Genomic DNA, 26,341 nt, shown 5'->3' with positions numbered 1-26,341 from the left:
GAATGAAAAATTCACAGATTTCCACTATGAACGAGGAGGATCGCCCCCACAATGGCGAACTACACCGCTGCGGATGTTAAGAAGCTCCGCGAGATCACCGGCGCCGGCATGCTTGACTGCAAGAAGGCACTAGAGGAAACCGACGGCGACTTCGAGAAGGCCATTGAGCTGCTTCGCATTAAGGGTGCGAAGGACGTCGGAAAGCGCGCTGAGCGCAATGCTACCGAGGGACTTATTGCTGTTTCTGGCAACACCATGGTTGAGATCAACTCTGAGACCGACTTTGTTGCTAAGAATGCTGAATTCAAGGAATTCGCACAGAAGGTTGCCGAGGCTGCTGCTGCAGTAAAGGCAAATAGCCCTGAGGAGCTTGCTGCTGCTGATCTTGATGGAAAGACTGCTGCTGAGGCTATCCAGGAGCTTTCTGCCAAGATTGGTGAGAAACTAGAGCTTCGTCGTGCCGTTACTTTAGAGGGTGAGAACCTTTCTGTGTACCTGCATCACCGTTCCGCTGATCTACCACCAGCAGTGGGCGTTTTGGTTACCTACACCGGTGCTGGCGACGAGGCTAAGGCAGCTGCACATGCTGCTGCTATGCAGGTTGCTGCTTTGAAAGCCGCTTACCTTTCCCGCGAGGATGTTCCAGCAGAGGTTGTCGAAAAAGAACGCTCTATCGCTGAGCAGATTACTCGCGAAGAGGGTAAGCCAGAGCAGGCTATTCCTAAGATTGTTGAAGGCCGTCTTAATGGCTTCTACAAGGATGTTACCTTGCTAGAGCAGGCTTCTGTTGCTGATAGTAAGAAGTCTGTTAAGCAGGTCATGGATGATGCTGGCGTTACCTTGACTGGTTTCGTACGTTATGAGGTTGGTCAGCATTAATTGCTGAACGAGTAAGATGCCCACACGCTGTGTGGGCATTTTTCGTAGTCCTTGGTTGATCCAGGTATGCTATTTGTTTGAGTTGTGTAAAGTTGCCACAGGAAAGGGTGCACCTTAATGGCTAATGAAAGCCGTCGTCTCGGTTATAAGCGAGTAATGCTCAAACTTGGCGGAGAGATGTTCGGTGGTGGTTCCGTCGGCATTGATCCAGATGTGGTTCAGAATGTAGCTCGTCAGATCGCCAGTGTGGCACGAACAGGTGCAGAAATTGCTGTAGTTATCGGCGGTGGTAACTTCTTCCGTGGCGCGCAGCTGCAACAACGTGGCCTTGATCGCAATCGCTCTGACTATATGGGCATGCTGGGAACAGTCATGAATTGCCTTGCATTACAGGATTTTTTGGAGCAAGAAGGTATTGATTGTCGTGTGCAAACAGCTATCAATATGGCACAGGTAGCAGAGCCTTATTTGCCGCTTCGGGCTAAGCGTCATCTAGAAAAAGGACGGGTTGTTATTTTTGGTGCCGGTATGGGAATGCCATATTTTTCTACCGATACTACTGCGGCACAACGCGCACTTGAAATCGACTGTGAAGTATTGCTTATGGCTAAAGCAGTTGATGGGGTTTATGACGATGACCCACGCACCAACCCGGCAGCAGAGCTGCTTGGAAAAATCACACCACGAGAAGTCATTGAGCGTGGTTTAAAGGTCGCTGATGCTACTGCCTTCAGCTTGTGCATGGATAACGATATGCCGATTCTTGTTTTTAATCTTTTGGTAGAAGGCAATATTGCGCGTGCAGTTGCCGGCGAACAAATAGGTACATTGGTTCAGTCTTAGACTCGACTAAACTAATTATGATTACCGAGGTTTAAGGAGAAAACCAATGATTGACGATATTTTGTTAGAGTCTGAAGACCACATGTCTACTTCTGTGGATCGTGTGCGAGAAGAATTGACCAATATTCGTACTGGTCGTGCAAACCCAGCCATGTTTAATGGTGTGATTGTAGATTATTACGGCGCACCTACCCCAATTACTCAGATGGCAACCATTTCGGTTCCTGAAGCTCGCATGTTGCTTATCAAGCCTTATGAGATGTCGATGATGGGCGAGATTGAAAATGCTATCCGTAATTCGGATTTAGGTGTTAATCCTACTAACGACGGTCAGGTTTTACGTGTGACTATTCCACAGCTGACTGAGGAGCGTCGTAAAGATCTTACTAAGGTTGCTAAAACCAAAGGTGAAGATGGCAAGATTGCTATTCGCAATGTTCGTCGTAAAGGCATGGATCAACTGAAAAAAATCCAGAAAGATGGCGACGCTGGTGAAGATGAAGTTCAAGCCGCTGAAAAAGAACTAGACAAGGTCACGGCCAAGTATGTAGCGCAGGTCGATGAGGTTGTTTCCAAGAAAGAAGCAGAGTTAATGGAGGTTTAGCACCTTCAGATAATTCTTACGGGCGAGGTATAGCAACCTTGCCCTTTTCTCACGACCATCCTGGAAGAAAGTACTCGTAATGAATAAGCTGGAGCATCTTCCCAAACCGAAGAATTCCGCTGGCCGTAATCTTAAAGCCGCTATTAGCGTCGGCATTGGGCTGGGTTTGATCTGCTTGGTAGCAATTTTTGTTATTCCTTTTGGTTGGTACCCACTAGTAGCACTTGCAATTGCTAGCGCTACCTGGGAAGTGCTCGATCGGCTTAAAGAAAACGGTTATGTTATTCATCGTTGGCTTTGTCTTGCGGCTGGGCAAGCAATGGTGTGGTCGAGCTGGCCGTTTGGCCCGAAAGGGCTAGTTTCTGCGTATGTAGCTTCCGTGTTGGTACTTATGTTCAGCCGGATTTTTCATCATGGTAGAAATACCCCACCGAAAAATTACTTACGTGATACCGCGGTGGGTATTTTCGTGCTTACCTGGATTCCTTTATTTGGCAGTTTTGCCGCCATGCTGAGCTTATTAAACACTGCACAAGGCAATGGTGCGTTGTTTATTGTTACGTTTATTGTTTGCGTTGTTGCTTCTGATACCGGCGGATATATTGCGGGTGTGATGTTTGGTTCCCATCCAATGGCTCCAGCAGTAAGCCCTAAAAAGAGTTGGGAAGGTTTTGCCGGTTCCATTATTTTAGGTGCTGCTGCTGGCATTGCATGTGTGACTTTATTGTTAGGACATCAATGGTGGCTAGGGCTTTTTATGGGATTAGGCTTGGTAGTGTGTGCTACTTTGGGTGATCTTGTGGAATCACAGTTTAAACGTGAACTTGGCATTAAAGATATGTCGAATTTCTTACCCGGACATGGTGGCCTGATGGATCGATTAGACGGTCTTTTGCCCTCAGCGATGGTGACCTGGCTACTACTTAGTGTTATTTCCGTGGTCTAACCTGGCTGCTAACCAGAAACTGTAGTACGAAAATAATTAAAAGACACTGATCAAGTTAAGCCTTGATACAGTGTCTTGTTAATAATATGAATAAAAATATGTGGAGCACTCAGCGCGATTGTCTGTTCGATTGAACAGCTTAGGCTTTGCGGATCTGACGCCGTAATTGAATTATTCGCACTCCGCCAACAAGTGCCATAATAAGTGCACCAGTAATCGCCGCTAGTAATGTACCCACACCAGCTGGAACACTAAACTGCCAGGTGAAGAACTCCAAAGTGACAGATTGCTGATTTTGCATAATGAAGATCAACAAAAGAATCAACAGTAGCGCACCCACAATAAGCGCAGTCCAGGTACCACCAGCAAAGGTCTTTTTCACTTGTGGTTTAGCTGGGGCAGGGGCTGATTCTGGAACAAGTGGTGTTTCGGTGGTTGGTGAAATATGACCCGTAGGCGTTTCCGAGTAGTATTCCACCGGTAGTTTGTTTTCTGGATTCACATTCTTCTCAGACATACCTCTATTGAACGCGATAAACCAGTATTGGTGCAAGCAGAAATTCTTCGTTTTGCTTATGCACATGAAAAGATAAAAGCATTATGGCTACACCCATTCCATTAAATTTTTCTTCTCCTCGACGTACGATGCCACCGAAGCATTTTGCGGATTTAACTATCGACGAACGTATTGCAGCGCTCGGCGAGATTGGTTTGCCTAAATTCCGGGCTAACCAAATTGCGAAGCAATACTATGGTCATTACATTGCCGACCCACAATCGATGACTGATCTTCCGGCCGCAGCTCGTGAAAGCATTCATCATGCTCTTTTCCCAGAGCTTATGCATAAGGTACGAGCAGTAGAAACTGATGGGGGAGAAACCCAGAAAACCTTGTGGCGTCTTCATGACGGCACCCTTTTAGAATCTGTGCTTATGCGTTACCCAGATCGGGCTACCTTGTGTATTTCTTCGCAGGCAGGTTGTGGAATGGCATGTCCTTTTTGCGCAACTGGGCAAGGTGGATTGGATCGTAATTTATCAACAGCTGAAATTGTTGATCAAGTACGAGCAGCAGCGGCGACTATGCATGCAGAAGGTGGCCGGTTATCTAACATTGTGTTTATGGGCATGGGCGAGCCGCTAGCAAACTATAAGCGGGTCATTTCTGCTGTAAAACAGATTACTGCACCAGTTCCCGAAGGTTTTGGTATTTCGCAACGCAATATAACAGTTTCCACAGTGGGATTAGCACCAGCAATCCGTAAGCTTGCCGATGAGAACCTGTCGGTTACTTTAGCGGTGAGTTTACATACACCTGATGATGAACTTCGCGATACTTTGGTGCCAGTTAATAATCGGTGGTCAGTTGCTGAGGTACTTGATGCTGCACGTTATTATGCGGATACTTCAGGTAGGCGTGTTTCCATTGAGTATGCGCTTATTCGCGATATTAATGATCAAGGCTGGCGTGCAGATATGTTGGGTAAAAAATTGCATAAGGCTCTTGGCTCTAAAGTGCACGTAAACCTTATTCCTTTGAATCCCACGCCAGGATCGAAGTGGGATGCTTCCCCGAAACCTCAACAAGATGAATTCGTACGACGAGTTATTGCACAAGGTGTTACCTGTACGGTGCGCAATACTCGTGGTCAAGAAATAGCTGCTGCCTGTGGGCAGCTAGCCGCTGAAGAACGCTAGGGGATTGTTGAGCTTAGCTATGAAGATACTAAAGTAGTAAAATTTAGTGCGCCTGTTTATTTATTCAAGATAAGCAGGCGCTATTTTTGTCGGTAACGCTTTAAACGCTTTAAGTACACAAAAAATCACCGTGTATATCCTTTTTATACACGGTGATAAAACTTGGCTTAATCTTGCTGTGGTAAAGAGCGAAGATGCGCAACCCGGCTTGGCTCAATATTGAGCGCACGCAACTGGGAATCACTGAGCTTCGCATACGGTCCGGTGCAGGTTGCTTGTTCATACACCCAGTCGTTTTCTTGGTGTCCGACTGGTTTATTGCGGGCAGTAACCGTATGAACTTGCTTGAGACGAGGTTGGAAGAGCTGCAACAATAGACCTAAGGCAATAACAGCAGCAAAAACAAAGAGGTAGATGGTTTCCACGTGACCTTTATGGTTACCAAAGTTATAGGCCAAAAGGATAAACACCGAACACCAACCAGCAATCTGGGTGGCATTACGTCCGATATTGTGCCAACCCCACGCTGCCGATGGCTCATCGAGGGTGGACACACCATTGTGTACCTCTGGGGCGATCTCGTGGTGAGCAGTTGCCACGGTTATCTCCTTTAATCGTTTCTTTCCGTATTTATTCTTCAACAGGGTGTTTTTTAATATGACACGGGAAAAACATACTTCTTGATCTGTTCGCTATTTTGTCATATTTACCCAGCATTAGTGACATTTTCTGCGCTAGGTTCATTCACGTTTATTACACCACTTTCTTTTACCAGGGTCTTCTATGCACTGTGTACTAGGCTTTTAGATTTGAGATGTGGGTATCTCAATCAAAAGTACATACTCTTAAGGGGGTATGTATTGTGTGATCACACCATAATGAAGAGGTGAATGAACCAGTGAACTCTCAAACAAGCAGCTCTATCCTTTCGCAGCATGGAGCAACTTTTAGCTTTGATATGTTAGGGCAAAAAAATAGTCGTCCTACTAAAGTGCTGATTTTAGGTAGCACCGGATCGATTGGTACCCAAGCACTCGAAGTGATTAGCGAAAATCCAGATAGCTTTGAGGTAGTAGGTATTGCTGCTGGTGGTAAAAACCCACGCTTAGTTATTGAGCAGGCACAGAAATATGGCTTAGCAGCACACCAAGTTGCTGTTGCAGACAAGGAAGCTGCTGCTGAGGTTTCTCGTGCTTTAGCAGCACCAGTTATCTCTGGTCAAGATTCTGCTGCAGAGCTTACCCGACATGTCGAAGCCGATACGGTACTTAACGCCTTAGTTGGCTCAATGGGCTTGGGTGCAACCCTGGCAGCTATTTCCAAGGGAAGCATCCTAGCTCTAGCAAATAAAGAATCACTTGTTGCCGGTGGTAGTTTAGTTATGGCAATGGCTGAGCCTGGTCAAATTATTCCCGTTGATTCAGAGCACTCTGCTATGGCACAGTGTTTGCGCTCTGGACGAGCTAGTGAGGTAGATCGGTTTGTTCTTACTGCCTCAGGTGGTCCTTTTAGGGGCTGGACGCGAGAAGAAATGTGGCATGTTTCGCCTAGCCAAGCCGCAGCACATCCCACATGGTCGATGGGGCAGATGAATACTTTAAATTCAGCAACGCTAGTTAACAAAGGTTTGGAACTTATTGAAGCAAGCTTGCTATTTGGTATTGACCCAGAGCGTATCGACGTTAGTGTGCATCCGCAATCAATTATTCATTCCATGATTACTTTTACTGATGGCGCGACTATTGCACAGGCTTCTCCACCATCAATGAAACTACCTATTGCTCTGGCACTTGATTGGCCTCGTCGGGTAGAAAAAGCCCATCCTCCCTTGGATTTTACTCAGTCTTTTTCGTGGGATTTTCAGCCAGTAGATAATGAAGCCTTCCCGGCAGTTGAACTTGCCCGTGAGGTAGCTCGCCGTGGCGGAACTTATCCTGCTATTTATAACGCGGCAAATGAACAAGCTGCGGCCGCATTTTTGCGAGGCGAAATCCATTTTCCACAAATTGTTGATATTGTCGCTGAAGTTGTGGAGTTGGGGATAGATTTTGCCGGTGTACCCTCAACTATTAATGATGTGCTGGAAACCGAAGCCCATGCGCGTCGAAAAGCTGATGAGCTGATGGGAGTTTAAGTGGCAGCGTATTTGTTAGGTGTTTTTCTTTTTGCATTAGGAATAGCAGCAACTATTGCCTTGCACGAAGCCGGTCATTACACTACCGCGCGCATGTTTGGGATGCGTGTACGTCGATTTTTTGTTGGTTTTGGTCCTATTGTGTGGTCGATGCGTAAAGGACATACGGTCTATGGCTTAAAAGCAATTCCAGTAGGTGGTTTTTGTGACATTGCCGGGATGACTAACCAAGATGAGGTAACCAGTGAAGAAGAGCCTCATGCTATGCGAACTAAGCCGTGGTGGCAGCGCATTATTGTCTTGCTTGGTGGCATCATTGTCAATGTTGTTGTTGCCGTGGTCATCTTTTATTTCTTGGCGATAAGCAGTGGCCTACCAAATCCTAACGTGGATACAACTCCAGTTGTTGGTGAACTTCGTTGTATTAGTAGTACTGCTGGGCAAACGTGCAGTGGTACTGGTCCTGCTGGGGAAGCAGGCATACAATCTGGTGACCGTATTGTTCAACTTGATGGTCAATCGGTAGAAAGTTTTGTTGACGTACGAGAATACGTATTAGCGAGACCAGGGAAAACAATAGAGTTTATTGTTGAACGTGGGCAGGAACAGTTCAGTATCCCGGTCGTAGTTGGGCACGTGGAAGGTATCGACAGCCGGGGAAACGTAGTTACCGTTGGTGCTGTTGGTTTAGTCGGTGAAACACCGAATTATTATCAGAAGTATTCGCCAGCACAGGCTATCGAAGCTAGTCTGCAATTTACGGGCACTGTTGTATCCGCTACGTGGGATGGATTAAAAGCTTTTCCTGCTAAACTGCCCGGCGTTCTTGCTGCTGTCTTTGGGGCTGAACGTGATGTAGAAAGCCCAATGAGTGTGGTCGGCGCCTCGAGAGTTGGTGGCGAACTAGTTGAACACAATATGTGGTCATCGTTTTTTATGCTGCTAGCTAGCCTTAATCTTTTTCTTGCAATGTTTAACTTGGTGCCATTGCCACCGTTAGATGGTGGCCATATAGCTGTTGTTATATATGAAAAAATCCGTGATTTTATTCGCCGGTTACGTGGGTTGCCGGCTGGTGAACCTGCCGATTATCGCAAACTTATGCCGTTGACTATCGGAGTTGCTGGATTATTAGTCAGCGTCGGTGTGCTGGTGATTATTGCCGATGTTGTCAACCCGGTTCGTCTGTTTGGTTAAGTGGTAGAATTAATCGGCATTCTAAGTTCAACGAGAGTGACTTTTTATCGAAGTCTTCAAGGAGCATCTCACCCGTGTCTAATGCTATAGGCCTTGGCCTTCCAGAAGCCCCACCACCAGTGCTTGCCCCCCGGCGCAAGACACGCCAACTAATGGTTGGCAATGTTGGTGTCGGTTCTGATTATCCGGTGTCTGTGCAGTCAATGACTACTACAAAGACTCACGACGTTAATGCAACTCTGCAACAAATTGCACAACTGACCGCTACTGGTTGCGATATTGTTCGGGTGGCCTGCCCGAAAACTGTTGATGCGGAAGCATTGCCGATTATTGCAAAAAAATCGCCTATTCCTGTGATCGCTGATATTCATTTCCAGCCCAAGTATATTTTTGCAGCGATTGATGCAGGTTGTGCGGCTGTGCGCGTGAATCCTGGCAATATTAAAGAATTTGATGGTCGTGTGAAAGAGGTTGCCAAGGCTGCTGGCGATGCTGGTATTCCCATTCGTATTGGTGTGAATGCTGGATCTTTAGATAAGCGGTTATTAGAAAAATACGGTAAGGCCACTCCTGAGGCGCTAGTGGAATCTGCGCTGTGGGAGGCGGGTTTATTTGAAGATCATGGCTATGGGGATATTGCGATCTCAGTGAAACATAATGACCCAGTCATTATGGTGGAAGCATATCGTCAACTTGCTGCCCAAAGCGATTATCCTTTGCACTTGGGTGTTACTGAAGCTGGGCCTGCTTTCCAAGGGACTATTAAATCTTCAGTAGCATTTGGTGCTTTGTTGGCTCAGGGAATCGGTGACACAATTCGTGTTTCACTATCGGCAGATCCGGTAGAAGAAATTAAAGTAGGCGATCAAATTTTACAGTCGCTTAACTTGCGTGAACGCGGGCTAGAGATTGTTTCTTGCCCTTCTTGTGGTCGTGCGCAAGTTGACGTGTACACCTTGGCAGAAGAAGTCACCGCAGCGCTTGATGGAATGGATATTCCATTGCGAGTAGCAGTTATGGGATGTGTGGTCAATGGTCCTGGTGAAGCACGCGATGCAGATTTAGGCGTTGCCTCTGGAAACGGCAAAGGACAAATCTTTGTTAAAGGCCAAGTCATTAAGACAGTGCCAGAGTCACAGATTGTGGAAACATTGATCGAAGAAGCAGTACGGCTATGCGATGAAATGGGTATTGAGATTAAAGAAGGAGCCGCCGCTAAGGTTTCCATCACTCAATAACATCTTTGTATTTTTGAGCACGCGAATACCCGCTTGATGGGGGTTCGCGTGCTATTTTTTAGCCATGAAAAACTCTTTCTCGGCAGTGCTCGTAGCAATGATGGCGTGCACAACACTAGTTGCTTGTACCCCTAAACCGGCTTCGGCAAAACCAGTAGTGGAGGAGTTTTTATCGGCGTTAGGTCACAGTGAATTTGCCGCTGCCGCGGAATTAACTGATCAAAAAGAAAGCGTAGAAGAAGTTCTGCGCACCTCTTATGAAGGTTTACAAGCGGAATCTTTATCTTATGAGCTTGAATCTGTCGAGGTAAAAGATACTATTGCGACTGCAACATACACGATGAAGTGGGCATTGCCACGAGAACGAGATTTTGAATATGAAACCTCGATGACTTTGAATCGGGTTAATGGGCAATGGTCAATTCGTTGGTTGCCTTCTGCTTTACACCCACAATTAGCTGCATACCAGCACTTAGAATTGCGAGCAATTAATGCGGAACGATCACGGGTTATTTCCTCTGATGGTGCGGATGTTTTAGTTCCCGGAAGCATTTATCGTATTTTGGTAGAACCTGATCAAATAGTTGATGCGGCAGCAACCGCTCGTGTTATTAGTAATGCACTTCAGGCGGCACATCAGCGTGATGAAACAGTACGCACTATTGATGCAGCTGAGCTAACTGAACAGTTAAAAACGGCTTCCGGAACATATTCGGTTACTACAGTTAATGCCGCTCAAGGCGTTATTGTTGAACAAGATCTTGCTTATACCCAAGGGGTGCGGCTGAATGAAGAAGCTGCGATGGTAGCGACTGATCCGAATTTTGCCCCAGATATTGTTTCTCGCGTCGCACAGCTAGTTGAAGAAGATTTGGCTGGAGCAAATGGTTGGCGAATATCGACAGTAACTTCTGACGGTGTGGTGATGGAAGATATTATCCATCACAGTCCAGAAGTAGCTCCGGCAGTAACTGTGAGTTTGGATCATAATATTCAGCGAGCGGCAGAAGAGGCTGTGGATTTGCGTGCTGATATGAAAACCATGATGGTGGTAATGCGCGCGTCAACTGGCGAAATTCTTGCCGTTGCTCAAACTGATAAAGCTGATGAAGATGGTGCAGTTGCTTTAACCGGACAATACCCACCTGGTTCGACTTTCAAGATTCTTACCGCAGCCGCAGGTATCCAGCGTCAAGGTCTGGTATCTGGATCACCGGTAGCATGTCCTGGAACTATGAACATTTTTGGACGTACGGTGACTAACTACAATGGTTTTTCTCTAGGGAATACTACTTTAGAGCGCGCTTTTGCACGCTCGTGTAACACCACTTTTGCTAGCATTTCGACGGATTTAGATAAAGGTGTTTTAAAAGATGTTGCCGCCCAATTCGGTTTGGGTGTGGACTATGACATTCCTGGTCTTACTACTATTACTGGCTCGGTACCAGAAGGCGAAACTGCTTTAGAAAAAACCGAAGCTGGTTATGGTCAAGGCTATGATCTTGCCTCTCCTTTTGGTATGGCCTTGGTCTCGGCAACGGCAGCGACCGGTCAAGCACCCACTCCAACCTTGATTTCTGGATGGGAAACAAAAGCCTCACATACACCTGCTGCACTTGATCCAGTACTCGTGGAGCAATTGCGAACTCTTATGGGCTCAGTTACTGAGGCTGGTGGCACAGCTGGGCGGATAACCTCAGCATATAAGGTGTATGCAAAAACAGGTGAGGCAGAAATTAATGGTGGATCGCATGCTTGGTTTACCGGTTATCGTCAAGAAGATGATCTTTCTTTTGCCACATTGGTAGTACTTGGTGGCGGTTCTGAGTCTGCAGTAGCGGTAACTAATCGCTTCTTTAGCCTTTATGATCAGTACGCTGGTCTATAAAGAACTGGGAGACTACCACCTAGCAGAGGTCGGGGTTTACGATGTTTGGTATGACTACAAAGCGTAAGCCCTTGACTCCGCAGCCTGCTACACCGATTCGTGAAGTTCCAGCGCATATTGCGCGCCCAGAATATGTATGGAAAGACAGCGTTCAAGAAAATATCGGTGAACCTTTTATCCAAACTCCTGAAGTCATTGAAGCAATGCGCGAGGCATCGAAGATTGCGGCCAATGCGTTACAGGTTGCTGGTGCTGCAGTAGCCCCAGGAGTAACTACTGATGAGCTTGATCGTATTGCACATGAGTACATGTGTGACCACGGTGCCTACCCATCGACGCTTGGTTATTTAGGTTTTCCCAAGTCTTGTTGCGTATCACTGAATGAGATCGTCTGCCATGGTATTCCTGATACTCAGGTGATCGAAGACGGCGATATTGTCAATATTGATGTCACAGCTTTCAAAAATGGTGTACACGGCGATACTAATGCCACCTTTTTAGCTGGCAATGTTTCCGAAGAACATCGTTTATTAGTCGAACGTACTAAAGAAGCTACTATGCGAGGAATTCGAGCAGCCAAGCCAGGACGTGAGATCAATGTGATTGGTCGAGTTATTGAGTCTTATGCAAAACGTTTTGGTTATAACGTGGTTCGTGATTTTACCGGACACGGTGTTGGTCCTACTTTCCACAATGGATTGATTGTCTTGCATTATGATTCTGAGTTGTACACCGATATTTTGGAACCTGGTATGACCTTAACTGTTGAGCCAATGATTAACCTTGGAGCCTTGGATTATCACATTTGGGATAACGGTTGGACAGTACAAAACGACGACCGCAAATTTACTGCTCAATTTGAGCACACCATTGTTATTACTGAGGATGGGCCAGAGATTCTTACCCTTGCAGATCAAGAGCTGGTCACTGAGTAAAAATGGTTGCAGTTCTTATCGCCGGGTGCACCTCAGATGCTGGGAAATCAGTAGTTGTGGCAGGGTTATGTCGAGCATTGTATCGACGTGGGATAAAAGTAGCGCCTTTTAAAGCTCAAAATATGTCGAATAATTCTGCGGTCACTCCCGATGGCGGTGAGATTGGTAGAGCGCAGGCATTACAAGCATTCGCTTGTGGGCTTGAACCTCGTACAGAGTTTAACCCGATTTTGCTCAAACCTGGTTCAGATCGGCAATCACAGTTGGTTGTCAATGGAAAGGCTACTGGAACCGTAAGCGCACGTAATTATATTGAACATCGCGAATATTTGCGTGAGGTAGCAGCCGATAGTCTTGCTCGTTTGGAATCTGAGTTTGAGATAGTTATTTGTGAAGGTGCAGGTTCGCCAGCCGAGATCAATCTGCGTGCTACGGATGTCGCTAATATGGGTCTTGCTGAGGCGGCAGATCTGCCAGTGTATTTAGTCGGTGATATTGATCGTGGTGGGGTACTAGCACATTTTTTTGGTACCCATCAGATTCTTAGTCCATCAGATCGGAAACGTTTCCAGGGATTTATTGTTAATAAATTTCGTGGTGATGCAAGTATTTTGCAGCCCGGTCTTGTTGAACTAGAAAAACTTACTGCTGTGCCAACTATTGGTGTTTTACCCTTTGTCGATGGTTTATGGATTGATGCGGAAGATTCCTTGCAATCACAGATTGGCAGTTCAATTGGTCCAAGTACCCAGGCGTTAGGTAATCAACGTATAAGAGTGGCAGCGATTCGATTGCCACGAGTATCAAATGCAACTGATGTAGAAGCATTAGCTTGTGAACCAGGTGTTGAAGTTACTTGGAGCGTTGATCCAGATTTTATTGCTGAGGCAGATCTAGTTGTTCTACCAGGATCAAAGGCAACTGTAAGCGATCTTGCTTGGTTACGTGAAAAAGGTATTGATCGGGTACTTATTGAACGCGCGCAAAAGAATCGCCCTCTCTTAGGTATTTGTGGTGGGTATCAGATGATGGCACAAAGTATTACTGATCCAGTGGAATCTGGTTTGTCCACACCGGTTGTAGGTTTGGGTATTTTCGATATTGATATTGCTTTTGATCCGGTTAAGACTCTACTGAGATATCCCGATGGTGCCTATGAGGTTCATCATGGTCAAGTCGTACGTGATAATGAACAACATTGGCTTATCGACGAAGGCACTCGTCGTGGGGCATTATTTGGCACTCATCGGCATGGGCATTTAGAAAATGATCATGCTCGGCGTGCATTTTTTCAAGAAATTATGTCCTATATAGATAAACCAGGATTTGTTCTTGCCCCAGATACTAGTTTTACCGCTGAGCGTCTTAGGCAGCTTGATTTACTTGCTGATGCATTGGAGCAGGCGATTGATATTCCTGCTTGGCTGAATGCGGTAGGTAGTTTTCCACGTTCAGGTCAGCATTAGCCGTTGGTAATGCATCATAGGCAGTGATGCTTGCTAGCACTGAAGACATAATTGAGCTAAGAAGAAGCCAATTGATGATTTCTAGTTTTAAAAAATCTGGCCAAAGATACAGTGGTGCGAAACTAATGCTGAGAAAAAGTACAATGACTATTGTTTTAAGTAGGAGGGCACAATAGGCGAATAAACGAGCTAATCGGCGCTGGCTTAGCCGTCGAAAAGCTCGTAGAGCTAAAACACAACTCAGTAGAGTTGCTAGCGATAACAAGATAATCAAAAGATTATTAGTGTTGCTTGCTTGGCGGATAACCAACGCTGCGATCATAAACGGACCGAGGCTAATAAACACCGTGATAATGGAAGTGTGCCAGGACAATTGCGCAAAGCCACTGAGAAAGGCGATAGCTACTGCAATAGGCATAGCAATGCTCACTGAGTTTAAGGCAATACTAGCTACGGCACTGGTAGAACTAAGTTGACCTAATCCTACGATGATCCCCACACTGAGAATAATTGTGGCGGCTATCGCAGAGCAGATACGGAAAATACGTTTTTCGCCACGGCGAAGGGTACATAAAAGAGTTCCTGCCGCACTGGCTGACATAAGTGCAGCAACTGAGATGGCGTAGGCTGTATTGTGATGCATCATGGTGGGGCTAAGCACAGCAAGCAGCAGCAGGCTAGCAGTTCCAATACTTAGCGAGGGGGCTAGGAAAGGATAATAAGGTGATGGTGCTGGCATAAAGTTGCTTTCCAATGGGGTGCAAGATGTAACGAGAGTCCATTCTAAAGGGGAAGCGATTCTGGTCTCGATTGCAACACGCGTAACACAAATAACAGCTTCTAGGTCTTTTGAAACAATAAAGTTGCTGGTCATGGGCATAAGAAAACACCCCAGCAGGTGCTGGGGTCACATGAGTTGAAGAAGTTTAGAATTCGAGTCCTAAAAGGGCATTCTCGGTAAGTTCGGCTAAAGCTGGGTGAATCCAATATTGATCGCGGGCTACTTCACGAACATCTAGATCGAAGGCCATGACGGTAATCAATTGATGGATAAGGGTAGTAGCTTGTGGGCCGAAGAAGTGGGCACCAATAAGCCGGCCAGTGTCTTTATTAGCAATAAGCTTGACAAAGCCTGTGCTATCTTCCATCGCCCAGCCATAAGCAACATCGCCATATTTTTGGATTTTTACAGTGATATTGATCCCCGCCGTACGTGCTTCTTCTTCGGTGAGGCCTACGGTAGCAATTTCTGGGTGGGTGAAAATACCGGCCGGAACAAATTTATGCGGCAGCTCGCGCAAATCATCTGCATGGAGCAGATTGTGCTTAATAGCTCGCATTTCCGCATTTGCTACATGCTTGAGTTGATATGGTGAGCTAACATCGCCGAGTGCCCAGACACCTTCGGCAGTAGTACGGCCATATTTATCAACTTTGATGCGGTTACCTGTCATCTCGACACCAGCTTGATCTAGGTCAAGCTGGTCGCCATTAGGAGTGCGGCCAGTTGCTACCAATAATAGATCCGCATCAAGATGGGTGCCGTCGTCAAGCGTAATAAAGATACGGTTTTCTTTTTCCTCGATGGTTTCTAATTTTCTACCTAGATGGGCATCCATCGCTTGGGAAGTTAAATCAGTAAAGGCCGTAGAAATATCTTTATCTAAATGGCGCAGCAAGCTAGCAGAGCGGTTAACAATGTGCACCTTGACACCAAGGCTATGAAAAACGTGCGCAAATTCCATAGCGATAAAACCACCGCCAAGGATAATCATTGATTGAGGTAGATCCGCTATGCGCATAATGTTTTCATTTGTGTAGTAGCGCACTCCAGATTTTTCGATTTGTTCTGGGATATTGGGACGAGCACCGGTAGCAATTACAATTTGCTCACCGCTAATTATGACATCGGTAGCGCCATTTTTAGTGGCAATAGTTTTTTCACCTACAAAGTGAGCGTGTCCGTCGTAGACATTGATATTAGGTGTCTGATCGCCACGGCGATAGTCTTCACCACTTTGGGCGATCGGGTCAATGCGATCAGCAAATACTCGGGTGCGGATGCTGGGCCAATCAATTGAGTCGATATGCGAGTTAATGCCAAACCGTGCGCTATCACGTATGATCTGGGCAACTTCGGAGGCATAAACAAACATCTTTGTTGGAATGCAACCGACGTTAAGGCAGGTGCCACCGAAGCGTCCTTTTTCGATAATTGCAATAGATTTGTCTGCGAACTCCTCGCCGGCGATAGAATTGCCAGAACCAGCGCCGATAATAATGAGGTCGTAGTGTTTATCGATGGCAGTAGGCACTTGGGTGATACCTTTCCTTCTTATGTTTTATTTTTTAGCGCGAGCTAAAAAGGAATAACGAGAACTTTTAACAATAGCAATGTGCCTATTATGCAACCATAAAAGGCGCTACGATGTTCCCGCTAAAAGTTAATTTTTTTCGACTGAGTTTTTCGTTGCCAGTATGTGTTGGATAAATGTGGTGGTCACGTTGAGTGCTTTTTCGCGTACCGCACTCTGAGAGAGAAAAACATCGTGAAGCGCGTTTTCGAGTTGAACCGTGGTAACTTCTCGCGCCAAAAATGGTGCCCACATACGAATCTGACGAACATCTAAAACAGTATCACTACGTTGCGAAGCAGGATTAAAAGCTTTATTCAGTTGCGAAGCAGTTGAACACAAAACCAGAGTGGGAACACCGGTTTTGATCTGATCTGCATGAATGCGGCGTTGACCTAATAAAACTGCGTGCAACCAACCCAAATATTTTACATGTCCGGTAATTGGTTTAAGTGATAGATCAAAATCCCATTCGCCTTTTTCACTGATATGGATGGATTCGCCGTAGGTAGATAGTTTGCCACCTGGGAACACAACATGGGGACGATGAGCATGAGAAATTCGAGTAATCTGGGACAATGTCTTGGTTACTGCCGGAGGAGCCATCATATCTAACCAAGGACTATTTAATACGCATGCTGCGATATGCGCATGTAAATCAGGACGTGTGCGCCGTAGATGGTCAAGCCATAGGCTAGCAATAAGACCACCCGTGGAGTGCGCAAGCGGAATAACGCTGTGGTGATCAGCAAGAATGATCTCCAGACTGGTGGTGAGTTCGGAGAAATAAAGTTCCATATCAGTGGCATAGTGTGCGCTTTGTCCGGCACGTAGCGAGCGACCACATTTTCGCGTATCGACGGCAAAAGTATCAATGCCATAGTGGTAAAGATGCTCGGCTATATGGCGATGGAAGAAATAGTCTGTCATACCATGTAGATAAAGTATTGCTACCTGATTTTTTGCTGGTTGCTGGGGTTGATAGCGAATAAGTGTTGCAACAATATCTGTTTCCCCATCGGGGTCGATACCAAGATTAATAGTGTGGTTAAAAAAATCTTCCCCCAGGATGTCTTGTTCCCAGGTAATTACATCTGGATTGATGAGGTAATCGTTATTCATGGTAGCGATCCTAATCGTAAAAAGAGGGGGGAGCGCGATGACTCTAGTGAATAAAGGTGGGTTAACCGTGGTCACTTAGTGTGTGTTTCTAGATAAAAGTTTTTGAAATGGGGGTAAAAGTGTGTGAATTTATAGAATAATGATGAGATTTTGATCTCTTATTTACAGAAAGGCGTACACTTGCAAAAGCAGTAAGCAATTGTGTTCCTCACATTGGTAAAAGGAATGTGAGTTTAGCTGGCATTTGTATTGGTGCTAGTTAATTTCACAGTTCACGATTGTTTTTAACAATTGAATCTGGACAGAAAAAACGTCACAACGCAAGGAAATTGATATGGCAGATTCCCCGCAGAGCGTAACAAGCAAGGCCACTGAAGAAGTTGATGTCCTTCTTATCGGTGCTGGAATTATGAGTGCAACCCTGGGGGCAATACTTCAGCAATTGGAACCTTCTTGGTCACAATTAGTCCTTGAGCGCTTAGCCGGTCCAGCGCAAGAGTCGTCCTCACCATGGAATAATGCCGGTACTGGCCACTCTGCCCTCTGCGAATTGAACTACACACCGGAAACTAAGAGCGGTAAAGTCAAGATTGAAAAAGCCGTTGATATTAATGAAAAATTCCAGGTCTCTAGGCAATTCTGGTCGCACCAACTAGAAGCAGGTGTGTTATCAGATGCTAAAGATTTCATTAATCTCGTACCACATGTTTCTTTTGGTCGTGGGGAACAGCAGATTGAGTATTTGCATCGTCGATATGAAGCACTAAAAAACCATCCGCTTTTCCCAGGCATGAGTTTTATTAGTGATCATGATGAATTCGCTGATCGACTACCACTTATGGCGGCAGGTAGGGATAAAAATGAAAAAGTTGCTGTGTCCTGGATCAATTCTGGTACCGACGTTAATTTTGGTAGCTTAAGCCAACAGTTTTTTGCTTCCGCAGCTAAAAATGGTGCTGAGGTACGCTATGGACACGAAGTAACCAACATTAAAGGTGAAGGAACCAAATGGAAAGTTACAGTTAAAGACCTACATACTGGGGATATTCACACTGTTTTAGCTAATTTTGTTTTTGTTGGTGCTGGAGGCATGGCCTTACCGCTCTTACAGAAGTCTGGAATTATTGAAATTCGCGGTTGGGGTGGATTCCCAGTCTCTGGTCTATGGTTGCGCTGCACGAATGAAGAACTGATTGCCCAGCATCATGCAAAGGTTTACGGACAAGCTGCTATTGGCGCACCACCAATGTCGGTGCCGCACCTAGACACCCGAGTAATTGATGGGAAAACTGGCCTTCTTTTTGGCCCTTATGCTGGTTGGACACCAAAATTCTTAAAAACTGGTAGTTGGTTTGATCTTTTTAAGTCGATTCGACCAACTAATCTGTTGAGTTATGTTGGTGTGGGCTTACAAGAATTTTCACTGACAAAGTATCTGCTCACCGAACTCATGATGGATAAAGAAGCCAAGATGGAATCTTTGCGGGAATATGTTCCGCAGGCACAGGATAAAGATTGGGAAATCGTGGTGGCAGGACAGCGGGTACAAGCTATCCAACCAGTAGTTGGCCCGAGATTTTCTACTCTGGCTTTTGGTACCACATTGATTAATAACGGTGAAGGCACTATCGCTGGATTGTTAGGTGCCTCACCTGGGGCCTCTATTGCCCCATCGGCCATGATTGAATTAATTGAGCGCTGCTTCGGACACAAGATGATTGAGTGGGGGCCAAAGTTAAAGGAAATGATTCCTTCCTATGGAACCAACTTATCTGCTGATCCAGCTCTTTTTGCACAGCAATGGGAACGCACCCAAAAAACATTAAAACTAGAGGATTAACACAATCGTGAGTACAACCACCGCACCAGGATTTCCTTTTTCGGCAGTGTATGACCAGGAGAGACTACAACTTGCCCTTATTTTAACGGCCATTGCCCCGCGGATCGGTGGGGTAGTTATTCGTGGTGAAAAAGGAACCGCAAAAACAACAACAGTGCGTGGTTTCCAGTCCATCTTAGGCGGGGCACCATTGGTTAATCTTCCTATTGGGGCCACCGAGGATCGCGTGGTGGGTGCTCTTGATTTAGAAACCGTGCTGACCACTGGTAAAGCCAATTATCGCCCAGGTCTTCTTGCCGAGGCAGACGGCGGAATTTTATATGTTGATGAGGTCAATCTGCTTGCAGATCATTTAGTCGATGCACTATTAGATGCGGCGGCTACTGGGCGAGTCACCATCGAACGCGATGGTATTTCGCATACTTCGCCGGCAAACTTTATTTTGGTAGGCACCATGAATCCGGAGGAAGGTGAATTACGCCCGCAGTTACTTGACCGCTTTGGACTTTCTATTGATGTTAGTGCCTCGCGCGATGTGGCAACACGCACCGAGATTATGCGTCGTCGATTAGCTTTTGAAGATGATCCGCAAGGATTTGCCGATGATTGGTCAGCTAGCGATGACACATTAAGCCAACGTGTTGCTCAGGCCAAGCACATCATTTCTCAGGTTGTGTTGAGCGATGAGAATTTAGCCCGCATTGCTCAGATCTGTGCTGCTTTTGATGTAGATGGTATGCGCGGTGATTTGGTGATTGCTCGAACTGCTCGTGCGCATGCTGCCTGGAGCGGGCGTAGTGAGGTTCTCGATGAAGATATTCGCATTGCTGCCGAGTTAGCGCTACCACATCGCCGGCGACGTAATCCTTTTGATGAACCAGGCCTTGATTCTGAGCAGTTGGACGAAGCTATGAATGAGCCTCTGCCACAAAATGGTTCCCCCACTGATCCACCGACAGAAAATGACTCTTCGCCAAAAGATAGCCCAGCAGAAAGTGAACCAACCAGCGATGGGGAGGTAGGTAGCGCAGATACAGGCGCGCCCTTTCGTAGCTAGGACGCTTTTACGTAAAACCTCACGGGTTCTTGATGCCACTCCTGGTAGACGTGCTCCTGCACAAACTCGTATTGGTTCGGATGTTCGACCGGTCAGAAATGGGCGTGGACTGAACTTGATTGGCACAATTCGTGCTGCTGCTGATCGTGGAGCACACATTGATGCCGGCCGTTTGGAATTTATTCCTACTGATTTGCGTGGTTCTTTGCGGCGAGGTAAAGAAGCTAACCTTATTGTTTTTCTCGTTGATTCTTCCGGTTCAATGGCCGCACGCGATCGGTTAAATGCAGTTACTGGTGCGGTGCATTCTTTACTCGGTGATGCTTATCAACGTCGAGACAAGGTTGCGGTGATCACTGTGCGCGGTAGTGCACCAGAAATAGTGCTACAACCAACAGGATCAATTGATATTGCCAAAAAACGTCTTGACGGTTTGCCCACAGGTGGACGCACCCCGTTAGCTGAGGGGTTGAATATGGCGCATGAACTTATTGAACGCGAATACCGCCGCGAACCCGGCCGGCCAGCTTTATTGGTGGTGCTTACCGATGGTCGGGCTACCGGAAAAGATGGATTGGCCCATTTGCGCAGCATCGCCGCCACTATTGCACAACGCGGACATACCGGAAGCGTAATAGTAGACTGTGAAAAAGGTGGCCGCATTCGCCTTGGTCTAGCTACTGAGTTAGCTCAAAATCTGGGCGGAACGTGTGTGCGTATCGAAGAGTTAAATGCCGAAGCACTCACTGAAGTCATCCAGGCACTATAAAACTTATCCAATCTCACCCAAGGAGAACACCCATGCCGCAGGGCAAAGTCGATCCAGCCAATATTCCTGATGATGGATTAACCACTCGACAACGCCGCATGTTACCCATAACAGCAGTACATACCGGCCCAGGCAAAGGAAAATCTACTGCTGCTTTTGGTATGGCCATGCGGGCTTGGAATCAATCAATGAATGTGGGCGTGTTCCAATTCGTTAAATCTGCAAAATGGAAGGTCGGTGAGGAGGCAGTATTTAAACGTCTTGGCCAATTGCATGAAGAAACCGGCATCGGTGGCGCTATTGAGTGGCACAAGATGGGCGAAGGGTGGAGCTGGACTAAAAAGCATGGCAGCGATGAAGACCATGCCAGAGATGCTCATGATGGTTGGCTAGAGGTTAAACGTCGCATTGCGCAGGAAGCCCATGATTTTTATGTGCTCGATGAGTTTACATACCCCATTAAATGGGGCTGGATTGATATCAATGATGTGGTGGAAACCTTAAAAAACCGCCCAGGAACACAGCATATTGTTATTACTGGACGTGATGCTGATCCACAACTTATCGAGGCGGCCGATTTAGTAACTGAGATGACTAAAATTAAGCACCCAATGGATGTTGGTCGAAAAGGCCAAAAGGGTATTGAATGGTAACCCCCGGCGTTATTATTGCCGCCACCAGCTCTTCTAGCGGAAAAACTACTATTGCAACCGGCTTAATGCGTGCCTTAAGCCAGCGAATGAGTGTTGCTCCTTTTAAAGTTGGCCCAGACTATATTGACCCTGGCTACCACGGACTAGCTACCGGATATTCGGGCAGAAATCTTGATTCCGTATTATGTGGTAGTGAACTTATCGGTGGCTTATACGCTCATGGAGCACAAGATAAAGATATTTCAGTAATTGAAGGCGTTATGGGGCTTTTCGACGGCCAAATTTCCCCAGACGAGCATACTGAGATTGCGCGTGGTTCCACTGCTGAGATTGCTGCGTTGCTTAAAATGCCGGTTGTTTTGGTTGTTAATGTCCGGGGAATGAGCCAGTCGGTAGGCGCACTAGTCAAAGGTTTTGCTACAACAGCTGCTGAGGTTCAGATTGCAGGAGTAATTCTTAATAAAGTAGGTAGTCCACGCCATGCTCAGGTTTGCCGGCGTGCTGTTGAAGCACAAGGTATTGAGGTTTTAGGGGCGATTCCTAGGGTAAGTGGCATTGAGGTGCCTTCTCGCCATCTTGGATTAATTACTGCTGGTGAGTTAGATAGTGCACAACAAGCAGTAGCGCAGATGGCGGAGTTCGTCGATAAACATATTGATATTGATCGGCTTATTTCTTTTGCGAATGTGCGCCAAGATATCACCCCCTGGCAGCCAGCTAAGGTAGTCAGGCGACAAGGAGAAGCAAGAATCGCTGTAGCAGCCGGTCCAGCATTTAGTTTTACCTATGCTGAACATTATGAATTGTTAGCGGCAGCTGGGGCAGAGATAGTGCCTTTTGATCCTATCGTTGATGATCTTCCTGATTGTGATGGCTTGATTATTCCTGGTGGATTCCCGGAAGAACATGCAGAGGCCCTCGCACAGCGCCAGGATTTAAACGCACAGGTACGAGCTTTTGTAGCAGCCAAAAAACCAGTACATGCCGAGTGTGCGGGACTACTATGGTTGCTAAAAACATTAGCTGGACAAGAAATGGTTGGTGTTATTGATGGGCACGGCGAACTAGGTAGTCGCTTAACTTTAGGTTATCGGCAAGCTGTAGCCTTAGCGGATTCAATTGCCTATGTCTCTGGTCAGCGCGTAATAGGACATGAATTTCACCATACGGCGTTGCACAATGTGACTGAAATCAATCCGGCATGGGGGTGGCATTTGTGGGATGGCACTGCAACTACCGAGGGATTCATTATTGATAATGTTCATGCCAGTTACCTTCACGTACACCCAGCTAGCGTGCCTGAGGCAGTGGAAAGATTCGTGCGTAGCGCTGTTGATAATCAAACGAGCACCCCGGTGTGAGCAATTACCTTGCGCGTTGTTAGGGCAAAATTAACCGGGGGACTAGAGTAGAAGAAATGATTGGAACAGTAACATTGGTTGGCGGCGGCCCAGGGGCATTTGATCTCATCACTGTACGAGGGCTGCGAGCGTTAGAAGCTAGCGATGTTATTCTCACTGATCATCTTGGCCCCGCCAGTGAATTAACTAAACTTATCGACGTATCCGATAAGCACGTTATTGACGTTTCTAAACTTCCCTATGGCAAACAGGTCGCCCAAGAGAAGATCAACGAACTTTTAGTCGCTTATGCTAAAGAAGGCAAAAAGGTTGCTCGCCTTAAAGGCGGGGATCCTTATGTGTTTGGCCGTGGTTTTGAAGAATTCCAATATGTTTCTGCAGCCGGTATTGCAGTTGAAGTAATCCCCGGTGTGACTAGCGCAATTTCAGTTCCTGCTTTAGCTGGAATACCGATTACTCAGCGTGGTGTGGTACACAGTTTTACTGTTATCTCTGGGCATGTGCCACCGGAGGAATCATTGAATGATTACCGTGCACTTGCTCAAACTGGTGGCACCTTGGCTGTCATTATGGGGGTAAAAAATGCCAGTGCTATTGCCCAAGCGCTTATCGACGCAGGAAAGCCTGCTGATACTCCAATTACTATTATTGAAGAAGGCGCTACCATATCCCAGCGCAGCTTCCGTGGACGATTGGACGAACTAGGCACAATTATTGCCGACAACAATATCAAGCCGCCGGCAGTTTATGTGATTGGTACCGTTGCTGGATTTTAATCAATCACCATAACAAGTTGTGAGCCAACAATGCGCAGATTCAGCCTGTTATTGTGGGCTATTTCTATGACCTCATCAATGGTGGTGGCCTGTTCAGGGTGATGCGCTAGCACCCTGGCCAGGACTCCCTTGTAGTGCTTATTAAAGTGGCTAATTATTTTTCCTTCTTTATTTTCCACTCGAATGGTATAAGCCTTGGGCGCTTTACCCAGAGACTGATATACACCGCTGCGAAAATCTAATATAAGTTCATCTACCTGTGCTAATGCATCAGTAATTTGTGTTGCCCACCGACTTTTAAGAGTGACCCCGCCAAGTTTGCTCTGCCCAGATAACCGATAGTATGGAATCGGATCAAAAGCACGTACGATCCCAAAAAGTGCGGAACCAATGGCAAGACGTTCTGGATGACGAAGATCATTGGCTTGTAATGCGTCGTAAAGTACACCGGTATAACGCATAATCGCAGGGGTAGTAGGAGAGTTAAAAAGCTTAGTATTTGCCTCGGCATCGCCACGTAATTTTTCTGAAAGCTTGAGAATTTTCATTGCCTCATCAACATCGAGTGTGGCTAGCTCTTGAGCAATCTCTAAGCGAGTGCGGTTGAGTGAGGGAAAACTCAAAGAAGCAAAGTTAAGCGGTGCTCCATCACCACCACGGTGCTTGGTTTCTGAAGGCGGCAAAATAATCAGCATGTAACTAGGGTATATTTTTTCACTATGATTACACGCTTATCCACGCTGTTCCTGCGAACCTTGCGCGAAGACCCCGCAGATGCCGAAGTACCCAGCCACAAGCTGCTTGTGCGTGCTGGATATATTCGCCGAGTAGCTCCCGGAGTGTATACCCTCTTGCCACTAGGACTTCGCACCCTACGCAAAATCGAAAAGGTTGTCCGCGAGGAAATGGATTCTATTGGCGCCCAGGAAATGCTTTTCCCCGCACTACTGCCGAGGGAACCCTACGAGGTAACCGGACGCTGGACAGAATACGGTGATGGTCTTTTCCGACTTAAAGACCGTAAAAACGCGGATATGCTGCTAGGTCCTACCCATGAGGAAATGTTTGCCGGAGTAGTAAAAGACCTTTACTCTTCGTATAAAGATTTCCCGGTTACCCTGTATCAAATTCAAACTAAGTACCGTGACGAAGAACGGCCTCGCGCTGGTATTTTACGTGGGCGCGAATTTGTGATGAAGGATTCTTATTCCTTTGACTTAACCGATGCTGGATTAGCAGAGTCTTACCTAGCACATCGACGTGCCTACCAGCGGGTTTTTGATCGCCTAGGGGTTAAGTACGCAATTTGTGCTGCTACTAGTGGCGCTATGGGCGGTAGCGCTTCCGAAGAGTTTTTAGGCTACGCGGAAACCGGTGAGGATACTTTTGTCCGCGCTACTGAGGGTGATTATGCCGCCAATGTGGAGGCTGTGGTTACTCAGCCTGGCATTGAGCGTCCCATTGAAGGACAACCCGAGGCCGTTGTGTACCAAACTCCAGCTGCGGAAACTATTGCAGCACTTGTGCAATGGGCACAGTCTGAGGGAGTGCTTATCGACGGTCGTCCAGTAGAGGCCAGCGACACACTGAAATGCATTATGGTGCGCACAACCGCCCCAGGCGCTGAGAGCTCCGAATTAATGGGCATTCTTGTTCCTGGTGATCGTGAAGTTGATATGAAACGACTCGAAGCTTCACTAGAACCACTCAGCGTTAGCTTGGCTGAGGAAGAAGATTTTGTAGCACACCCATTTATGGTTAAAGGATATATCGGCCCACGGACACTTAATGACAATGGTATTCGGGTACTTGCCGATCCGCGCGTTGTCAGTGGCACTAGCTGGATAACTGGTGCTGATATACCGCAACACCATATTGTTGGGCTGGTAACCGGACGAGATTTTCACATCGACGAATACATTGAAGCCGCCGAAATCAAAGAAGGTGACCCTGCTCCTGATGGACAAGGCGTGCTAACTCTTGCCCGCGGTATTGAACTTGGTCACATCTTCCAGCTTGGTCGCAAATATACTGAAGCTTTTGACGTTCAGATTCTTGATGAAAACGGCAAACGCGTTATCCCAACTATGGGTAGCTACGGTATTGGTGTTTCTCGCCTCATGGCTGTTTTAGCTGAACAACGCCACGACGAAAAAGGCCTTAACTGGCCAATCGATGCGGCTCCATACCAAGTGCACGTGTGCGTGGCTAATAAGGATGAAGCAGCGCTTCGCGCCGGGGAAGAGCTTGTTACGGCTCTTGATGAAGCAGGCATCGAAGTGCTTTACGACGACCGCCCTAAGGTTAGCCCTGGCGTAAAATTCAAAGATGCTGAGCTACTTGGTATGCCACTAGCAGTTATTCTTGGCCGATCTTTTGCCGACGGCATTATTGAGCTACGGGTACGCGGTGGGGAAACTTTTGATGTTGCTAAAGATGAAATTCTTGAGGTAATCAAGCAGCAGCTGGGTCGTGAGTAACAATCATTAGTACGAGAAAACTTTTCTCAAACACAGTAAAAATCTGTGGATCCACAGCCTTTGTGTAGGTAAGGATTCACAGATTTTTGGCTTTGGCTACT

Annotated in this window: 24 protein-coding genes; 18 read left to right on the top strand and 6 right to left on the bottom strand. The window is 46.6% G+C overall.

The genetic code is table 11. From position 1 onward, the window contains the following. Nucleotides 1-51 precede the first annotated feature (51 nt). From tsf to UL82_RS06370, 4 genes are all read left to right on the top strand, one after another. Nucleotides 52-879, top strand: a complete 828-nt coding sequence (tsf, locus tag UL82_RS06385) for a translation elongation factor Ts (protein WP_046439774.1) — start codon at nucleotides 52-54, stop codon at nucleotides 877-879. A gap of 117 nt (nucleotides 880-996) precedes the next feature. Continuing rightward, a complete protein-coding gene (pyrH, locus tag UL82_RS06380) occupies nucleotides 997-1,722 on the top strand; it encodes a UMP kinase (protein ID WP_046439772.1) in 726 nt (241 codons plus the stop codon). A 46-nt stretch (nucleotides 1,723-1,768) separates the two neighbouring features. Further along, nucleotides 1,769-2,326, top strand: coding sequence for a ribosome recycling factor (gene frr / locus UL82_RS06375; protein WP_046439770.1), 558 nt, complete (start codon nucleotides 1,769-1,771; stop codon nucleotides 2,324-2,326). A gap of 79 nt (nucleotides 2,327-2,405) precedes the next feature. Then, entirely contained in the window at nucleotides 2,406-3,272 is an 867-nt protein-coding gene (locus tag UL82_RS06370; protein ID WP_046439769.1) for a phosphatidate cytidylyltransferase, read from the top strand. A 139-nt stretch (nucleotides 3,273-3,411) separates the two neighbouring features. On the opposite strand, the gene UL82_RS06365 is transcribed toward UL82_RS06370, so the two are convergent. Then, on the bottom strand, nucleotides 3,412-3,789 hold the full coding sequence (locus tag UL82_RS06365; RefSeq protein WP_046439767.1) for a LapA family protein: 378 nt from the start codon (nucleotides 3,787-3,789) through the stop codon (nucleotides 3,412-3,414). 83 nt (nucleotides 3,790-3,872) lie between these two features. On the opposite strand from UL82_RS06365, the gene rlmN reads away from it, so the two are divergent. After that, nucleotides 3,873-4,970 carry a 23S rRNA (adenine(2503)-C(2))-methyltransferase RlmN gene (gene rlmN, locus UL82_RS06360; RefSeq protein WP_083966438.1) on the top strand — a complete coding sequence of 366 codons (1,098 nt, stop codon included), beginning with the start codon at nucleotides 3,873-3,875 and terminating at the stop codon, nucleotides 4,968-4,970. A 167-nt stretch (nucleotides 4,971-5,137) separates the two neighbouring features. Here rlmN and UL82_RS06355 read toward each other — a convergent pair whose 3' ends face one another. Further along, nucleotides 5,138-5,569 (bottom strand): DUF2631 domain-containing protein, encoded by a 432-nt coding sequence (locus UL82_RS06355; protein WP_046439765.1) that lies wholly within the window; start codon nucleotides 5,567-5,569, stop codon nucleotides 5,138-5,140. Nucleotides 5,570-5,928: 359 nt separating this feature from the next. Here UL82_RS06355 and dxr point away from each other — a divergent pair, with 359 nt between their 5' ends. The 6 genes from dxr to UL82_RS06325 all read left to right on the top strand — a co-directional run bounded on the left by dxr (nucleotide 5,929) and on the right by UL82_RS06325 (nucleotide 13,828). After that, nucleotides 5,929-7,104, top strand: coding sequence for a 1-deoxy-D-xylulose-5-phosphate reductoisomerase (gene dxr, locus UL82_RS06350; RefSeq protein WP_046441302.1), 1,176 nt, complete (start codon nucleotides 5,929-5,931; stop codon nucleotides 7,102-7,104). Beyond that, nucleotides 7,105-8,301: a M50 family metallopeptidase gene (locus UL82_RS06345; RefSeq protein WP_046439763.1), complete on the top strand. Its 1,197-nt coding sequence runs from the start codon at nucleotides 7,105-7,107 to the stop codon at nucleotides 8,299-8,301. A 74-nt stretch (nucleotides 8,302-8,375) separates the two neighbouring features. After that, the gene (ispG, locus tag UL82_RS06340) at nucleotides 8,376-9,539 is read left to right on the top strand and encodes a flavodoxin-dependent (E)-4-hydroxy-3-methylbut-2-enyl-diphosphate synthase (RefSeq protein ID WP_046439762.1); all 1,164 of its coding nucleotides are present in this window, start codon (nucleotides 8,376-8,378) and stop codon (nucleotides 9,537-9,539) included. Nucleotides 9,540-9,603: 64 nt separating this feature from the next. Then, on the top strand, nucleotides 9,604-11,427 hold the full coding sequence (locus UL82_RS06335) for a penicillin-binding transpeptidase domain-containing protein (RefSeq protein ID WP_046439760.1): 1,824 nt from the start codon (nucleotides 9,604-9,606) through the stop codon (nucleotides 11,425-11,427). Nucleotides 11,428-11,468: 41 nt separating this feature from the next. Further along, nucleotides 11,469-12,362 (top strand): type I methionyl aminopeptidase, encoded by an 894-nt coding sequence (map, locus tag UL82_RS06330; RefSeq protein ID WP_046439757.1) that lies wholly within the window; start codon nucleotides 11,469-11,471, stop codon nucleotides 12,360-12,362. 2 nt (nucleotides 12,363-12,364) lie between these two features. Next, complete coding sequence (locus UL82_RS06325; protein WP_046439755.1) at nucleotides 12,365-13,828, top strand: cobyric acid synthase; 1,464 nt, start codon at nucleotides 12,365-12,367, stop codon at nucleotides 13,826-13,828. On the opposite strand, the gene UL82_RS06320 is transcribed toward UL82_RS06325, so the two are convergent. The 3 genes from UL82_RS06320 to UL82_RS06310 form a co-directional block, all read right to left on the bottom strand. Continuing rightward, nucleotides 13,728-14,567, bottom strand: coding sequence for a hypothetical protein (locus tag UL82_RS06320; RefSeq protein WP_126316972.1), 840 nt, complete (start codon nucleotides 14,565-14,567; stop codon nucleotides 13,728-13,730). The two genes, UL82_RS06325 and UL82_RS06320, sit on opposite strands and share 101 nt — an antisense overlap. Before the next feature lie 187 nt (nucleotides 14,568-14,754). Next, the gene (gene mtr, locus UL82_RS06315) at nucleotides 14,755-16,143 is read right to left on the bottom strand and encodes a mycothione reductase (RefSeq protein WP_407921673.1); all 1,389 of its coding nucleotides are present in this window, start codon (nucleotides 16,141-16,143) and stop codon (nucleotides 14,755-14,757) included. A gap of 129 nt (nucleotides 16,144-16,272) precedes the next feature. Beyond that, the gene (locus UL82_RS06310; RefSeq protein ID WP_046439750.1) at nucleotides 16,273-17,304 is read right to left on the bottom strand and encodes an alpha/beta hydrolase; all 1,032 of its coding nucleotides are present in this window, start codon (nucleotides 17,302-17,304) and stop codon (nucleotides 16,273-16,275) included. 334 nt (nucleotides 17,305-17,638) lie between these two features. On the opposite strand from UL82_RS06310, the gene mqo reads away from it, so the two are divergent. From mqo to cobA, 6 genes are all read left to right on the top strand, one after another. After that, on the top strand, nucleotides 17,639-19,144 hold the full coding sequence (gene mqo, locus UL82_RS06305) for a malate dehydrogenase (quinone) (RefSeq protein ID WP_046439749.1): 1,506 nt from the start codon (nucleotides 17,639-17,641) through the stop codon (nucleotides 19,142-19,144). 7 nt (nucleotides 19,145-19,151) lie between these two features. Continuing rightward, on the top strand, nucleotides 19,152-20,201 hold the full coding sequence (locus UL82_RS06300; protein ID WP_046439747.1) for an ATP-binding protein: 1,050 nt from the start codon (nucleotides 19,152-19,154) through the stop codon (nucleotides 20,199-20,201). A gap of 70 nt (nucleotides 20,202-20,271) precedes the next feature. Continuing rightward, complete coding sequence (locus UL82_RS06295) at nucleotides 20,272-20,970, top strand: vWA domain-containing protein (protein WP_046439745.1); 699 nt, start codon at nucleotides 20,272-20,274, stop codon at nucleotides 20,968-20,970. 32 nt (nucleotides 20,971-21,002) lie between these two features. Beyond that, complete coding sequence (gene cobO, locus UL82_RS06290) at nucleotides 21,003-21,623, top strand: cob(I)yrinic acid a,c-diamide adenosyltransferase (protein WP_046439743.1); 621 nt, start codon at nucleotides 21,003-21,005, stop codon at nucleotides 21,621-21,623. After that, a complete protein-coding gene (locus tag UL82_RS06285; RefSeq protein ID WP_046439741.1) occupies nucleotides 21,617-22,984 on the top strand; it encodes a cobyrinate a,c-diamide synthase in 1,368 nt (455 codons plus the stop codon). Before cobO ends, UL82_RS06285 begins: the two co-directional genes overlap by 7 nt. A 56-nt stretch (nucleotides 22,985-23,040) precedes the next feature. Then, nucleotides 23,041-23,760, top strand: coding sequence for a uroporphyrinogen-III C-methyltransferase (gene cobA / locus UL82_RS06280; protein WP_052735899.1), 720 nt, complete (start codon nucleotides 23,041-23,043; stop codon nucleotides 23,758-23,760). On the opposite strand, the gene UL82_RS06275 is transcribed toward cobA, so the two are convergent. After that, nucleotides 23,757-24,455, bottom strand: a complete 699-nt coding sequence (locus UL82_RS06275) for a YaaA family protein (protein WP_046439738.1) — start codon at nucleotides 24,453-24,455, stop codon at nucleotides 23,757-23,759. The two genes, cobA and UL82_RS06275, sit on opposite strands and share 4 nt — an antisense overlap. A 24-nt stretch (nucleotides 24,456-24,479) precedes the next feature. Here UL82_RS06275 and UL82_RS06270 point away from each other — a divergent pair, with 24 nt between their 5' ends. After that, a complete protein-coding gene (locus UL82_RS06270) occupies nucleotides 24,480-26,240 on the top strand; it encodes a proline--tRNA ligase (protein WP_046439737.1) in 1,761 nt (586 codons plus the stop codon). The last annotated feature ends 101 nt before the right edge of the window (nucleotides 26,241-26,341 follow it).

The organism is Corynebacterium kutscheri (genome assembly GCF_000980835.1).
Classification (GTDB): domain Bacteria; phylum Actinomycetota; class Actinomycetes; order Mycobacteriales; family Mycobacteriaceae; genus Corynebacterium; species Corynebacterium kutscheri.
Note: the sequence above shows the minus strand (reverse complement) of the source record. Positions and strands in the feature narration are given on the sequence as shown.

Excerpts from the sequence above, each read along its gene's own strand:
- UL82_RS06270 (WP_046439737.1), top strand. The coding sequence starts at position 24,480 with ATGATTACACGCTTATCCACGCTGTTCCTGCGAACCTTGCGCGAAGAC.
- UL82_RS06335 (WP_046439760.1), top strand. The coding sequence starts at position 9,604 with ATGAAAAACTCTTTCTCGGCAGTGCTCGTAGCAATGATGGCGTGCACA.
- map (WP_046439757.1), top strand. The coding sequence starts at position 11,469 with ATGTTTGGTATGACTACAAAGCGTAAGCCCTTGACTCCGCAGCCTGCT.
- UL82_RS06370 (WP_046439769.1), top strand. The coding sequence starts at position 2,406 with ATGAATAAGCTGGAGCATCTTCCCAAACCGAAGAATTCCGCTGGCCGT.
- UL82_RS06285 (WP_046439741.1), top strand. The coding sequence starts at position 21,617 with ATGGTAACCCCCGGCGTTATTATTGCCGCCACCAGCTCTTCTAGCGGA.
- rlmN (WP_083966438.1), top strand. The coding sequence starts at position 3,873 with ATGGCTACACCCATTCCATTAAATTTTTCTTCTCCTCGACGTACGATG.
- UL82_RS06325 (WP_046439755.1), top strand. The coding sequence starts at position 12,365 with ATGGTTGCAGTTCTTATCGCCGGGTGCACCTCAGATGCTGGGAAATCA.
- pyrH (WP_046439772.1), top strand. The coding sequence starts at position 997 with ATGGCTAATGAAAGCCGTCGTCTCGGTTATAAGCGAGTAATGCTCAAA.
- UL82_RS06310 (WP_046439750.1), bottom strand. The coding sequence starts at position 17,304 with ATGAATAACGATTACCTCATCAATCCAGATGTAATTACCTGGGAACAA.
- UL82_RS06365 (WP_046439767.1), bottom strand. The coding sequence starts at position 3,789 with ATGTCTGAGAAGAATGTGAATCCAGAAAACAAACTACCGGTGGAATAC.
- cobA (WP_052735899.1), top strand. The coding sequence starts at position 23,041 with ATGATTGGAACAGTAACATTGGTTGGCGGCGGCCCAGGGGCATTTGAT.
- UL82_RS06275 (WP_046439738.1), bottom strand. The coding sequence starts at position 24,455 with ATGCTGATTATTTTGCCGCCTTCAGAAACCAAGCACCGTGGTGGTGAT.
- mqo (WP_046439749.1), top strand. The coding sequence starts at position 17,639 with ATGGCAGATTCCCCGCAGAGCGTAACAAGCAAGGCCACTGAAGAAGTT.
- tsf (WP_046439774.1), top strand. The coding sequence starts at position 52 with ATGGCGAACTACACCGCTGCGGATGTTAAGAAGCTCCGCGAGATCACC.
- dxr (WP_046441302.1), top strand. The coding sequence starts at position 5,929 with ATGTTAGGGCAAAAAAATAGTCGTCCTACTAAAGTGCTGATTTTAGGT.
- cobO (WP_046439743.1), top strand. The coding sequence starts at position 21,003 with ATGCCGCAGGGCAAAGTCGATCCAGCCAATATTCCTGATGATGGATTA.
- UL82_RS06320 (WP_126316972.1), bottom strand. The coding sequence starts at position 14,567 with ATGCCAGCACCATCACCTTATTATCCTTTCCTAGCCCCCTCGCTAAGT.
- frr (WP_046439770.1), top strand. The coding sequence starts at position 1,769 with ATGATTGACGATATTTTGTTAGAGTCTGAAGACCACATGTCTACTTCT.